Origin of the sequence: Chryseobacterium sp. (genome assembly GCF_022712095.1) — a bacterium.
GTDB lineage: Bacteria > Bacteroidota > Bacteroidia > Flavobacteriales > Weeksellaceae > Chryseobacterium.
The window spans coordinates 1-12,903 of record NZ_JALAHD010000249.1 but is presented as its reverse complement, the minus strand read 5'-3'; the positions used below and the strand labels follow the sequence as shown (position 1 = coordinate 12,903).

Here is a 12,903-nt window from a genome sequence, read left to right as displayed (position 1 = left end):
CTTTAGAAAAACGAAAAGTAATTATTTATGTCTAAAAATCTTAAAGATTTTGGAATTGATAAAACACTCAAAAATCTAGGTATTAAAGAAGAGAATAAAGGAACATCCACAGGAGGTAAATTCTTCGCCTCCGGAAAGACAATAGAAAGCTTTTCCCCTGTAGATGGGAAACTGATCGCAAAAATCAAATCTTCAGGAGAAAATGATTATTATAAAGTAATCGATACTGCGCAAAAAGCCTTTCAGGAATTCAGATTGATTCCTGCTCCCAAAAGAGGTGAACTCGTAAGGCAATTAGCTCAGAAACTCAGAGATTATAAAGATGATCTTGGAAAATTGGTATCCTATGAAATGGGAAAATCATTGCAGGAAGGATTAGGTGAAGTTCAGGAAATGATCGATATCTGTGACTTTGCTGTGGGACTTTCAAGACAGCTTCACGGATACACCATGCACTCCGAAAGACCAGGTCACAGAATGTACGAGCAATACCATCCTTTAGGCATTGTAGGGATTATCACTGCTTTTAATTTCCCTGTTGCTGTTTGGTCCTGGAATGCGGCCTTAGCTCTGATCTGCGGAAATGTTACCATCTGGAAGCCTTCGGAAAAAACACCGCTTTGTGCTATCGCATGCCAGAATATTATGGCTGCAGTTTTAAAAGAAAACAATCTTCCGGAAGGAATTTCCAGTGTGTTAGTTGCAGATCATGTAATAGGACAAAAATTAGTAGATGATAAAAGAATTGCTTTGGTTTCCTTCACAGGATCTACAAGAGTAGGAAGAATGGTTTCATCTAAAGTAGCAGAAAGATTTGGAAAATCAATCCTTGAACTAGGAGGGAATAATGCTATTATCATTTCTAAAGATGCTGATATAGATATGTCAGTGATAGGTGCCGTTTTCGGTGCTGTAGGTACAGCAGGACAAAGATGTACTTCTACAAGAAGATTAATCATCCATGAAAGTGTATATGAGGAAGTGAAGAATCGTTTGGTGAAGGCCTATGGACAATTGAAAATAGGAAATCCTCTTAATGAAAAGAATCATGTGGGACCATTAATCGATACAGATGCTGTAAAACAATACGAATTGTCCATTAAAAAATGTGAAAAAGAAGGTGGTAAATTTATTGTTGAAGGAGAAGTTCTTAAGGGTAAAGAATATGAATCAGGCTGCTATGTAAAACCTTGTATTGCAGAAGTGAAGAATTCTTACGAAATCGTACAGCATGAAACTTTTGCTCCCATTTTATATCTTATTAAATATAAAACATTGGAAGAAGCTATTGCTATTCAGAACGACGTTCCTCAGGGATTATCTTCCGCTATCATGACTCAAAATCTGAGAGAAGCTGAATTATTCCTTTCCCATGCCGGTTCCGATTGTGGTATTGCTAATGTCAATATAGGAACTTCCGGAGCTGAAATTGGCGGAGCTTTTGGAGGAGAAAAGGAAACAGGAGGAGGAAGAGAATCCGGCTCTGATGTTTGGAAATATTATATGAGAAGACAGACAAATACTATTAATTATACAGCTCAATTACCTTTAGCACAAGGAATTAAGTTTGATATTTAAAATGGTTTATAAAATTTAAAAATTAATTTTTAATCTTTCAATCACAACTACATATGGAACAGACAATCGACATAAAAACAAATAAAGTAAAAGAAATTATAGGGAAACACGTTCTTGCAGACGGTTTTGATTTTGTTATGGATATCGAAAAATCTCATGGTTCATGGCTTTACGATAAGCTTACTGAAAGAGAATATTTAGATATGTTTTCAATGTTTGCCTCTGCTTCTGTAGGCTACAACCATCCCTATATTCTGGAAAAATCCGGCTGGCTGGGGAAAATGGCTGTAAACAAACCTACTTTAGCCGATGTATATTCGGAAGAATATGCTCATTTTCTTGAAGTTTTTGAACGTGTTGTCATTCCGGAAGAGTTACAATATGCTTTTTTTATTGAAGGAGGAACTTTAGGGGTGGAAAATGCGATGAAAGCATGTTTTGACTGGAAAACACGAAAGAATTTTGAGAAAGGATTTCAGATGGAAGCTGGGATCTGTATTCACTTCAGACAGGCATTCCATGGAAGAAGCGGCTATACATTAAGTTTAACCAATACCTCAGACCCAAGGAAACATCAATATTTTCCTAAATTCGAATGGCCGAGAATTCTTAATCCTAAATTGAATTTCCCTATTACAGAAGATAATCTGGAAGAGACTATCAAAAATGAAAGGTTGGCATTATTACAGATTGAAGAAGCAATTCTTTCCAACCCAAATAAAGTAGCCTGCATCATTATTGAACCTATTCAGGCAGAAGGAGGAGATAATCATTTCCGGGATGAATTTTTTACTGGATTAAGAAAACTTTGTGATGATAACGAAGTATTGCTCATCTTTGATGAAGTACAGACTGGTATAGGTATTACCGGAAAAATGTGGGCTTTCCAGCATTTTACTGCTAAGCCGGACATCATATCTTTTGGTAAGAAAACCCAAGTTTGCGGAGTATTGGCTAATAAGGCAAAATTTGATGAAATTCCCGATAATGTATTCAGAGAAAGTTCCAGAATCAATTCTACCTTTGGAGGAAATTTTATAGATATGCTTCGTTTCCAGCTGGTAATGGAAGTGATAGAGAAAGAAAATCTCGTTGAAAATGCTAGGCTGATGGGTGAATATCTTTTAGAAAGTCTGAAGGATTTATCCGAGAGATATCCGGATAAAATTTCTAATGCCAGAGGGAGGGGATTGATGTGCGCAATCGACATGCCTACTCCCGAACAGAGGGATATTCTTAGAAAAGAGCTTTTTAAAGATGGTCTGATCATATTGGGATGTGGAAATCATTCCCTGAGATTCAGACCCCATTTAAACGTTTCAAAGGAAGAAATTCAGATTGCTTTAGATAAGATAGAGAATAACATTAACAAAATTTAAACATCAGAATTTGTAATTTTCAAAAAAACATTGTACTTTTAAGTGTTCAAAAAGGGATAAAATATGGAAAGAAGTACACGTGTATCAGTCTTTGAAAGTGATAATCCTTCAGAAATTCAGTTGATCAAATCTAAATTAGATGATGCTCAGATTAATAATGAGGTAGAAAATAATTATTTAACTTTTACTACAACGCCTACTGCAACCTCATTAAAAGTTATGGTGGATTTGGAAGACGAAAAACAAGCATTTGAAATTATTGATGGATACCTTCAACAAAGTGAAAATCAATAAACAATTTCATAATTTTAAATTTTACTACTTCAAACCGAAAATTAATATCAATTAGTTTTCGGTTTTTTACTTCTAAATTTTAAATATGTTAAACCAGGAAATTAAACTCAGAAAAGCAGAATCATCAGATAAAGAAATCATCTGGATTATACTACAACAGGCTATTGAAAGACGAAGACTGGATGGAAGTACCCAATGGCAGGATGGATATCCTAATCAGCAAACAGTAGAAAGCGATATAGAAAAAGGATTCGGATACGTTCTTACTGTTGATGACCAAGTTGCCGTTTATACCGCTCTTATTTTTAATGATGAACCGGCTTACAGCACAATTGAAGGGGCCTGGCTCAGTGATGGAGAATTTTTAGTGATCCACAGGGTAGCCGTATTAGAAGAATTTGCAGGCCAAGGATTAGTAAAAAAACTTTTTGAGCTTATTGAAGATTTTACAAAATCTAAAGGAGTGGCAAGTATAAAAGTAGATACGAACTATGACAATATTGCTATGCTCAAAATTCTGGAAAATCTTGGTTATTCCTATTGTGGGGAGGTACTTTTGAGAGGAGGGATGCGAAAGGCATTCGAGAAGATTATTTTTTAGACCAAAAGTTAAATCTGTTTTAATTGAATTTTTAAAACGGATAATATTTATAAAGTCTATTAAAGTTTGTTCGTTTTGTTCCGAACTAATTTTTTACATTTGTTGAAAATTTACCAAAATGCTAAAAAGTATAGAGGTTGACGAAAAGATTTTTCAGGACGCAGTGAAGTTCTACGGGACGGTTTTCAATATTCCTCCGCTGGCATCTAAAATCTATTCCTATCTCATTTTTGATTTCGATAAGGTAGGGGTAACCTTTGATGAGTTTGTAGAAGTTTTTTCTGCAAGTAAAAGTTCAGTCTCTACCAATATCGCCATGTTAATTAATTTACAGCTGGTTATAGATATTAATAAAATAGACGAAAGAAAACGATATTTTTTCACAAATGATGAATACATGAAAATAAGGTTTGAAAAAATAGTACAAAAAATGCAGGACGAATTAAAGCTTTTAGATGATATCAACAATTTCAGAAAAAATAAAGATGAGACATATATTGAAAAAATAGAGGCTTATAAATCTCTTTTAAATAAAAATATTAAAAATATTCAGGAATCTCTTAATAAACTATAAAATGAAAAATAAGCTTATTATATTTTCAGTGGCAGCATTTTCTCTGACTGCCTGTAAAAAGGAAGCGGCTAACCAAGGGGGTGCCAAGCCCTATCCGGTAGTATCTGTGGAAGTAAAAAATATCGTAGGATATCAGACTTTTCCAGCTAACATTCAAGGGATCGTAAATAATGATGTAAGAGCTAAAATACAGGGGTATATTACCCAGGTTTTGGTGGATGAAGGTCAGTATGTTACGAAGGGACAGCCATTGTTCCGTTTGGAAACAAATACTTTAAATGAGAATGCAGCAGCTGCAAAAGCAGGAATTGGTGCTGCTAAATCAAGTGTTGCTGCGGCACAGGCTTCTGTAAACGCGGCACAGGTGGAAGTTAACAAATTGAAACCGCTGGTTGATAAAAAAATCATCAGTAATGTTCAGCTTCAAACGGCACAGGCTAATCTGGCATCGGCACAGGCACAGCTTCAGCAGGCTATTGCATCGCAACATCAAGCTGCTGCCAACTATAAAGAAGTAGAGGCTAATATTGATTACTCTATAATCCGTGCACCTATTTCCGGAGTAGTAGGGAAGCTACCTTTAAAAGTGGGAAGTTTGGTAGGGCCAACCGATCAAACGGCTCTTACCACTATTTCCGATACTTCTCAGGTATATGCTTACTTTTCAATGAATGAAAAAGAATATTTTGATTTCCTTGAAAAAACAGTGGGTGCTACTATGCCTGAAAAAATAAAGAATCTTCCTATGGTGGAATTACAATTGGCCAACGGAAGCCTTTATCCTGAAAAAGGAAGAATTGAAGCTATTACAGGACAGATTGATCCTACTACAGGAACCATTCAATTCAGAGTTGGGTTTAATAATGCTCAGAAGCTTTTAAGTAACGGTAACAGCGGAACCATAAGATTTCCAAAATCTTATGATAACGTAATGGTCGTTCCTGAAAGCGCTACCTATGAACAACAAGGTATTGTATATGTTTATAAAGTAGAAAAAGATACAGCTAAAAATGTTGTGGTAAGTGTAATCGACAGAATTGACAATATGGCCTTGTTAAAATCAGGGGTGAATAAAGGAGAAACAATTGTTGCAGCTGGAATCGGAGGATTAAAATCAGGAACTCCTGTAAAACCACAACCTGTGAAATTAGACAGCTTAGTTCAATCTATAAAACCGAAATTCTAATGATAAAAAACTTTATTAACAGACCGGTTTTGTCCACCGTTATATCAATCTTGATTGTTATACTCGGAATATTAGGACTTATAGCCTTGCCTGTTACACAGTATCCAGATATTGCTCCGCCTACGGTAAGTGTGAGTGCTACCTATACCGGAGCCAATGCCGAAACCGTAATGAAAAGTGTGGTGGTTCCTCTGGAGGAACAGATCAACGGGGTAGAAGGAATGGATTATATTACATCTACGGCTGGAAACGATGGTTCTGCACAGATTCAGGTGTTTTTTAAACAAGGAATTGATCCGGATATCGCAGCAGTTAACGTACAAAACCGTGTAACCAGAGCAACGCCTTTATTGCCAAGTGAAGTAACACGTTCAGGGGTAGTTACCCAAAAACAGCAGACAAGTGCCCTGATGTATATGTCATTCTATTCTGAAAATAAAGATCTTGATGATGTATATCTTCAGAACTTTTTAAATATTAATATTATACCTGCTATTAAAAGGATTAATGGGGTAGGAGATGCTAACGTTTTCGGTGGTAAGAATTACTCCATGAGAGTATGGCTGGACCCTGCAAAAATGGCAGCTTATGGTATTGAACCTTCTGATGTAACTGCAGCCATTAATGAGCAGAGTTTGGAAGCTGCAGCTGGTTCCCTTGGACAGAATAGCGGAAGTTCTTTTGAATATATCATCAAGTATGTTGGTAAATTTAACGAAAAAGAACAATATGATAATATCATCATTAAGTCTCTTAGTGATGGACAGAACCTGATGCTGAAAGATGTTGCCAAAGTGGAACTGGCTGGTCTTTCTTATACCGGAATCGGGGAGAATGGAGACTATCCTTCCATCAGTATGGGGATTTTCCAGACACCGGGATCCAATGCTCAGGATATTATTAAAAATATTAAAGCTTATCTTAAATCAGCAGAAGGAAGCTTTCCTGCTGGGATAAAATATACTTATAACTTTGATACTAATGAATTCCTTGATGCTTCTATTGAAAAGGTTATACATACCTTAATTGAAGCCTTCATTCTTGTATTTATTGTAGTGTATATTTTCTTACAGGATTTCCGTTCTACCTTAATTCCGGCTATTGCAGTTCCGGTATCAATTGTAGGATCTTTCTTCTTCCTGAATTTATTTGGTTACTCACTTAACCTCTTAACATTATTCGCCTTAGTATTGGCAATTGGTATTGTGGTGGATGATGCAATTGTCGTCGTCGAGGCCGTCCACGCCAAGATGGAACACGGTATTTCAGATGCTAAAAAGGCAACCGTAGAAGCAATGGACGAGATCACAGGAGCGATTATTTCCATTACCCTGGTAATGGCATCGGTATTTGTTCCGGTAACATTTATTACAGGACCTACAGGAGTATTCTACCAACAATTTGGTATTACGCTGATTGTGGCTATTGTGATCTCGGCAATTAATGCATTGACATTGAGTCCGGTATTATGTTCATTATTCCTGAAGCCTCATGCAGAACATCATGAAGATTATCAGAAGATGAACTTTATGAAAAAGTTCTTCTATAAATTCAATATTGCCTTCAGAACAGTTACAGAACGTTACGGACGAGGGTTTGTATTCTTATTGAGACATAAATGGGTAACGCTTATTATATTCGCCATTACTGGTGGTATTCTTTATTGGGCAAGTTCAACTATGAAAAAAGGATTTGTACCTACAGAGGACCGTGGAATTATCTTTACTGATGTTCAGCTTCCTCCCGGAGCTTCAATGGAAAGAACTTATAACGCTATGAAGACCCTTCAGGCTAATGCTTTGAAAATTCCGGGAATTCAAAACGTTACGATATCTACAGGACGTGGATTCTTATCCGGTACAGGTAGTAATAATGGTCTTGCCTTTATTAAATTAACTCCTTTTGAAGACAGAAAAAAAGACGGTTTAACTTCTGAAGATATCACTAAGAAATTATTTGGAATTTCAGGAAAAGTTCCTGATGCTAAAGTAGTGTTCTTCCAGCCTCCAAGTGTACCTGGCTTCGGTACGAGTGCCGGTTTTGAAATGGTATTACTGGATAAATCAGGTGGAGAATACACAGATTTGGATAATATTAGTACTGAGTTTATCGGTAAACTGATGCAAAGGCCAGAAGTTGAATTTGCGCAGACATCATTCAATACAAAATATCCTCAGTACCAGATGGAAATTAATGTTCCTCTTGCTAAGCAGATGGGAGTATCGGTAAGTGATATCCTAACGACCATGCAGGGGTATATCGGGGGAATTTATACCGCTGACTTTACCAAATATGGGAAACAGTTCCGGGTAATGGTGCAGGCTCTTCCGGATGACAGAAGAGATGTAGGAAACCTGAATCAGCTGTATGTAAAAACAGGATCAGGGACTATGTCACCTATTTCTCAGTTTGTAAAACTGGAAAAAACATACGGACCACAATCCGTAAGCCGTTACAACCTATTCAGTTCTGTGAAAATTACAGGATCTAACTCTCAGGGATTTAGTTCCGGGGATGCTATTGCTGCAGTTCAGGAAGTGGCTAAAGAAGAGTTAAATCAGAATTATGATGTAGAGTTTACAGGGTTAACAAGAGAAGAATTGAATTCAGGATCCCAGACGATCTTAATCTTTGCATTGAGTTTGATTTTTGTTTACTTTATTCTTTCTGCGCAATATGAAAGTTATATTCTTCCATTGGTTGTTGTGATCTCACTTCCTTTAGGAGTAATGGGAGCTTATTTCGGGCAAAAAATCATGGGTCTTGAAAACAATATTTATTTCCAGATTGCCCTGATCATGCTGGTAGGTTTATTGGCTAAAAATGCGATTCTGATTGTAGAGTTTGCCGTACAAAGGAGACAGCATGGTGAAACTATTGTAATGTCGGCTATTAATGCTGCTAAAGCAAGATTAAGACCGATCCTTATGACATCATTTGCCTTTATCTTCGGATTATTGCCATTGGTGTTAGCAAGTGGAATCGGTGCTGTAGGTAACAGATCTATTGCAACGGGAGCAGCTATAGGATTATTAATAGGCACCATTCTGGGGCTGTTTGTAATACCTGTACTGTTTGTGGTTTTCCAATATTTACAGGAAAAAATCAAGCCGCTTAAAAAAGAAGAGATCAATTTAGCTGAATAAAAATCTTTAAGATTTCATATAATGAAGAGTTTATTAAAAATAATAAAAGGAATTACATTTTCAGTTGTCGTATTAGCTGCCGTTTCATCTTGTATGGCCAGAAAAGAATATGAAAGACCGAAAGATGTAGTAGATGAAAAACTTTTCCGAACAGATATGTTGCCGAAAGACAGTACCACGATTGCAGATATTTCATGGAAAGAGATATTTACGGATCCTGTGCTTCAGGGACATATTTCCAAAGCTTTGGAAAACAATTTAGATATAAGAATCGCCCTGCAGAATATTACTTCCGCAGAGGCTTACCTAAAGCAAAGTAAAGCTGCATTTCAGCCTACGCTTTCTGTAGGTCCCAATTATACTTTCCAGACACAGTCTTTAAATACCCAGTTTGGACAGATCATCGGATCAAGGCGTTATATCAACCAGTTTGATATAACTGCAAGTCTTGGATGGGAGCCTGATCTATGGGGAAAACTGAAAGCTCAGCAGAAGGCCCAGCTTGCCAGTTATTTAGGAACGGTTGCTGCGCATAAAGCGGTAAAAAGTGATTTGGTTGCTTCTATTGCTACCAGCTATTACCAGCTGTTGGCTTATGATTCTCAAAAGAGAATTATTGAAGAAACTATAGAAGTCCGTAAGAAAAATCTGGAAACCAATAAGGCTCTGAAAGAAGCCGGAACTGTAACCGAAGTTGCTGTTCAGCAAAGTGAAGCCCTTCTTTTAAATGCCCAGTCTTCTCTGATTGATATGGATACTCAGATTCAGTCTTTAGAGAATACAATGAGCTTATTAATGGGTGAAGCACCACATTCTATTCAGAGATCTACATTGGAAACTCAAAAGATTCCGGTTAATCTGGAATTGGGTTATCCGGCACAGTTATTGGCTAATCGCCCTGATGTAATGCAGGCTGAATATACATTAATGAATGCGTTTGAATTGACTAATGTAGCAAAAGCCCAATTTTATCCTAGTTTATCGCTTACAGCAAATGGAGGAGTTCAAACGGTGGATATTGATCACTTATTCAATGTTAACTCATTATTTGCAACAGTAGTAGCCGGTTTAACACAGCCGATCCTTAACAAGCGTCAGATTAAAACCAATTATGATGTAAGTCTTGCCAATAAGGAAACTGCCTATCTTAACTTCAGAAAAACTGTTCTTACAGCAGGTAAAGAAGTTTCTGATGCCATTAGAGTATTCTCTGTACAGGATTCTTTCATTGATTTGAAAAAGAAAGAGCTTACTTCTTATAAAAAGACTGTAGATTATTCTCAGGAACTTGTTAATTATGGTATGGCCAATTATCTGGATGTATTAACAGCAAGTGTAAGTTCTTTGAATGCTGAACTTGATATTACAAATGCTGAGTACAACAAAATGAAAGCTGCTGTGGACCTTTACAAAGCCTTAGGCGGAGGATGGAAATAGTGGTAAATAAATAATAATTTGTAAGCGTATGTCTTTGGGCATACGCTTTTTTATTCAGCTATAATAAAAAAGTATAATAAATAATTGCATATATGTAGTTAACTACGTAGTTTTATACATTAAATAATAAAATATGAATCTAAGTATAAAACCCATCAATAATCATTACACTGATCAGGTGATTGATCTGATCCTTACTATTCAGCAAAAAGAATTCAATGTTCCTATTACTCTAAATGATCAGCCTGATCTTTTAAAGATTGAAGAATTTTATTTTAAAGATGGTGGACATTTCTGGGGTGCTCTTATCAATGAAGAATTAGTAGGAACCATTGCTTTAATTAAATTTGATGAAAAGGCGGGGGCTATCAGAAAAATGTTTGTAAAAAAAGAATACAGGGGGAAGGAATTGAAAATAGCCCAAAACTTAGTGGATGAACTGATTTCTTTCTGCAGAAAAAATGGAATAGATGTATTATATCTGGGAACTGTAAACATCTTAAAAGCCGCCATCCGCTTTTATGAACGCAATGAATTTATAGAAATAAAAAAAGAATCACTGCCTTCTCAATTTCCTGTAATGGATGCTGATAATATTTTTTACACTCTTAATCTCAATAAATAAGTTATGAATATTATTAATGAAGCCGGTATCCTTGCGATATCAACCCGCTTACAACGGCTGAGTGAACAGATCCGTAAAGATGGAGCCCTGATCTATAAGGAATTTGGAATCGATTTTGAGCCGAAATGGTTTCCTGTAATTCTTACCCTCTATCATCAGAAATCCCTGAATGTCGTAGAACTGGCTAATGAAATAGGTTACAGCCATCCGTCTACCATAAGCCTACTTAAAGAACTGGAAAAAAAGAAGCTTATCATTTCAAGAAAGAATAAACTGGATGAAAGAAAGAGGCAGATTATGCTCACCAAAGAAGGTCTTCAATTGATAGAAAAAATGAAACCCGTGTGGGAGTTAATATCCAAAGCTTTATATGATATTTTTGAGAAGGAAAACGGTCTTTTATCGGCTATTGATAAAGCTGAAGAAAGGCTAAGCCATCAGTCATTTTTACAAAGAGCTTTACAGTTGAAATCTGAGAAATAATGCTTTCTAATTAATTTTATGAATTTTTATTCATAAAATATTTGTGGATGTGCTATAAATACTTACTTTTGTACCGCTTCAAAAAAGAGCAGAAAGGGGAATTAGCTCATCTGGCTAGAGCGTTAGACTGGCAGTCTAAAGGTGACGGGTTCGATCCCCGTATTCTCCACAAAAAAGAGTTGTAGTTTTTTATTACAACTCTTTTTTAATTATGTAAATTCTTTCTGTTGAAATTCTTCAAATTCAAAAATATTTTTACTTGACTTTTCTTATTGTGGCAAACCGCATTTTATTTTCATATTATTCTCACATATTTGTGAAAATTAAAAAAGTATTATTTTGACCTATAAAAATTAATATTCATGAGAAAAAAAATTATTCCCTGGTTACTCCCTGTAGCTATATCATTATTTACTTTACATTCCTGTAGTACAGAGGATGATTATATGAAAAGTAATGATGAAAAGTATACTTCCAATAAATTTCAGGTATTTTCTGCACAGGATGGCAAAACAATTAATTATGCAGATGGGTTTAAAACCCTGATGGAAAGATACGACAGTCTTTACAATGTAAGCCATACGGCAAAAACTATGAAAAGGTCTTTCAGCAAATCGGAAGCCGTATCAACGGAATATATCGAGTTCAATATCCGTTCACAGGAATTTACTACTGATAACAAAGAAAAATATGTTCTTTTTCCTTTGGTAAGAAACTATCAGGTAGATGGCATAATGGTTGCGTCTCTAAGGGAAAATGAAACCATAGTCGAATATTACGAGATGTCAACAGGTGAAAAGAACTCTCAGGAAATTTTGAGACTGTTTAAGACGCAGTATGTAAAGACTACTGTAAATAAGAGGTTAAGCAAGTCTGCTTGTGGTTTTGACGGTTATCCTCCATGTGATATTGATACGGTAATTATTACCGTGCCTAAAGGTGGAAACGGAAACGGGTTACCTTCTGGAGGGAGCGGTGGAACTTCGGGTGGATGCTCAATCTATGAAAACTGTATTGACGGTAACCTTGACGGTGGCGGAGGTGGTGGCGCTCCAGATCTTGAATTAAGTACTTGTTTACAAGTAAGAATACAAAGATCAAACCCTGATTTTAAAAATAAAGTCAGTGATTTGCAAAGTAAGTTAGGATTAAAGGGAGAAACTGGATATACTCAACGTACAAATAATAATTATAATTATCATGATACTTCAGGATCAACAGACAATTCAAATACACTATCTTTACCAAAGGCATCTTTACCAGAGAATTATGATATTTTTGGCTATATGCATACACACCCTAATGATTATACTTATACAGATGAGGATGGGAATGAAATGATTAGAGAAGGAATAAAAATGTTTTCTCCTGCTGATGTATGGTATTTTATGGATATGATAAAAAATGCACAGGAACAAGGAAGACCTTTATCAGAGGTTTATGCAGTAATGATTTCAATAAAAGGAAACTATCAAATAAGATTTGTTGGAAATCAATATCAAATAAAGACTTTTACACCAGCCCAGATTAGTAATTTCACAAAAGATTATATCAAATATATGGCTAAATTTTCAGGAGATTTAGAATTGGGTTTTTTAAG

General features: G+C 35.9%; 11 protein-coding genes and 1 tRNA gene. All 12 read left to right on the top strand.

Annotation, left to right across the window (positions count from 1 at the left end; translation table 11 throughout):
- The first annotated feature begins 27 nt into the window (after positions 1–27).
- Positions 28–1,578: an aldehyde dehydrogenase family protein gene (locus tag Q0A18_RS12955; protein WP_292010571.1), complete on the top strand. Its 1,551-nt coding sequence runs from the start codon at positions 28–30 to the stop codon at positions 1,576–1,578.
- Positions 1,579–1,631: 53 nt separating this feature from the next.
- Positions 1,632–2,957, top strand: a complete 1,326-nt coding sequence (lat, locus tag Q0A18_RS12950; RefSeq protein ID WP_292010570.1) for an L-lysine 6-transaminase — start codon at positions 1,632–1,634, stop codon at positions 2,955–2,957.
- 63 nt (positions 2,958–3,020) lie between these two features.
- Positions 3,021–3,251 (top strand): DUF2007 domain-containing protein, encoded by a 231-nt coding sequence (locus Q0A18_RS12945; protein WP_292010569.1) that lies wholly within the window; start codon positions 3,021–3,023, stop codon positions 3,249–3,251.
- A gap of 85 nt (positions 3,252–3,336) precedes the next feature.
- Positions 3,337–3,852, top strand: a complete 516-nt coding sequence (locus Q0A18_RS12940; RefSeq protein WP_292010568.1) for a GNAT family N-acetyltransferase — start codon at positions 3,337–3,339, stop codon at positions 3,850–3,852.
- Between the two features lie 118 nt (positions 3,853–3,970).
- Entirely contained in the window at positions 3,971–4,426 is a 456-nt protein-coding gene (locus Q0A18_RS12935; RefSeq protein ID WP_292010567.1) for a transcriptional regulator, read from the top strand.
- Between the two features lies 1 nt (position 4,427).
- The gene (locus tag Q0A18_RS12930; protein ID WP_292010566.1) at positions 4,428–5,612 is read left to right on the top strand and encodes an efflux RND transporter periplasmic adaptor subunit; all 1,185 of its coding nucleotides are present in this window, start codon (positions 4,428–4,430) and stop codon (positions 5,610–5,612) included.
- Positions 5,612–8,758 (top strand): efflux RND transporter permease subunit, encoded by a 3,147-nt coding sequence (locus Q0A18_RS12925; protein WP_292010565.1) that lies wholly within the window; start codon positions 5,612–5,614, stop codon positions 8,756–8,758. Before Q0A18_RS12930 ends, Q0A18_RS12925 begins: the two co-directional genes overlap by 1 nt.
- 21 nt (positions 8,759–8,779) lie before the next feature.
- Positions 8,780–10,195, top strand: a complete 1,416-nt coding sequence (locus Q0A18_RS12920; RefSeq protein WP_292010564.1) for a TolC family protein — start codon at positions 8,780–8,782, stop codon at positions 10,193–10,195.
- 133 nt (positions 10,196–10,328) lie between these two features.
- Positions 10,329–10,820, top strand: coding sequence for a GNAT family N-acetyltransferase (locus tag Q0A18_RS12915; RefSeq protein WP_292010563.1), 492 nt, complete (start codon positions 10,329–10,331; stop codon positions 10,818–10,820).
- Positions 10,821–10,823: 3 nt separating this feature from the next.
- Positions 10,824–11,303: a MarR family winged helix-turn-helix transcriptional regulator gene (locus Q0A18_RS12910; RefSeq protein WP_292010562.1), complete on the top strand. Its 480-nt coding sequence runs from the start codon at positions 10,824–10,826 to the stop codon at positions 11,301–11,303.
- A 95-nt stretch (positions 11,304–11,398) separates the two neighbouring features.
- Positions 11,399–11,472, top strand: a tRNA-Ala gene (locus Q0A18_RS12905).
- 193 nt (positions 11,473–11,665) lie between these two features.
- Positions 11,666–12,903, top strand: a 1,238-nt coding sequence (locus tag Q0A18_RS12900) for a hypothetical protein (protein ID WP_292010561.1), incomplete at its 3' end; no start/stop codon positions are given.

Bases quoted from the DNA above. Each gene is read 5' to 3' on its own strand.
- Q0A18_RS12955 (WP_292010571.1), top strand. From the start codon at position 28: ATGTCTAAAAATCTTAAAGATTTTGGAATTGATAAAACACTCAAAAAT.
- lat (WP_292010570.1), top strand. From the start codon at position 1,632: ATGGAACAGACAATCGACATAAAAACAAATAAAGTAAAAGAAATTATA.
- Q0A18_RS12945 (WP_292010569.1), top strand. From the start codon at position 3,021: ATGGAAAGAAGTACACGTGTATCAGTCTTTGAAAGTGATAATCCTTCA.
- Q0A18_RS12940 (WP_292010568.1), top strand. From the start codon at position 3,337: ATGTTAAACCAGGAAATTAAACTCAGAAAAGCAGAATCATCAGATAAA.
- Q0A18_RS12935 (WP_292010567.1), top strand. From the start codon at position 3,971: ATGCTAAAAAGTATAGAGGTTGACGAAAAGATTTTTCAGGACGCAGTG.
- Q0A18_RS12930 (WP_292010566.1), top strand. From the start codon at position 4,428: ATGAAAAATAAGCTTATTATATTTTCAGTGGCAGCATTTTCTCTGACT.
- Q0A18_RS12925 (WP_292010565.1), top strand. From the start codon at position 5,612: ATGATAAAAAACTTTATTAACAGACCGGTTTTGTCCACCGTTATATCA.
- Q0A18_RS12920 (WP_292010564.1), top strand. From the start codon at position 8,780: ATGAAGAGTTTATTAAAAATAATAAAAGGAATTACATTTTCAGTTGTC.
- Q0A18_RS12915 (WP_292010563.1), top strand. From the start codon at position 10,329: ATGAATCTAAGTATAAAACCCATCAATAATCATTACACTGATCAGGTG.
- Q0A18_RS12910 (WP_292010562.1), top strand. From the start codon at position 10,824: ATGAATATTATTAATGAAGCCGGTATCCTTGCGATATCAACCCGCTTA.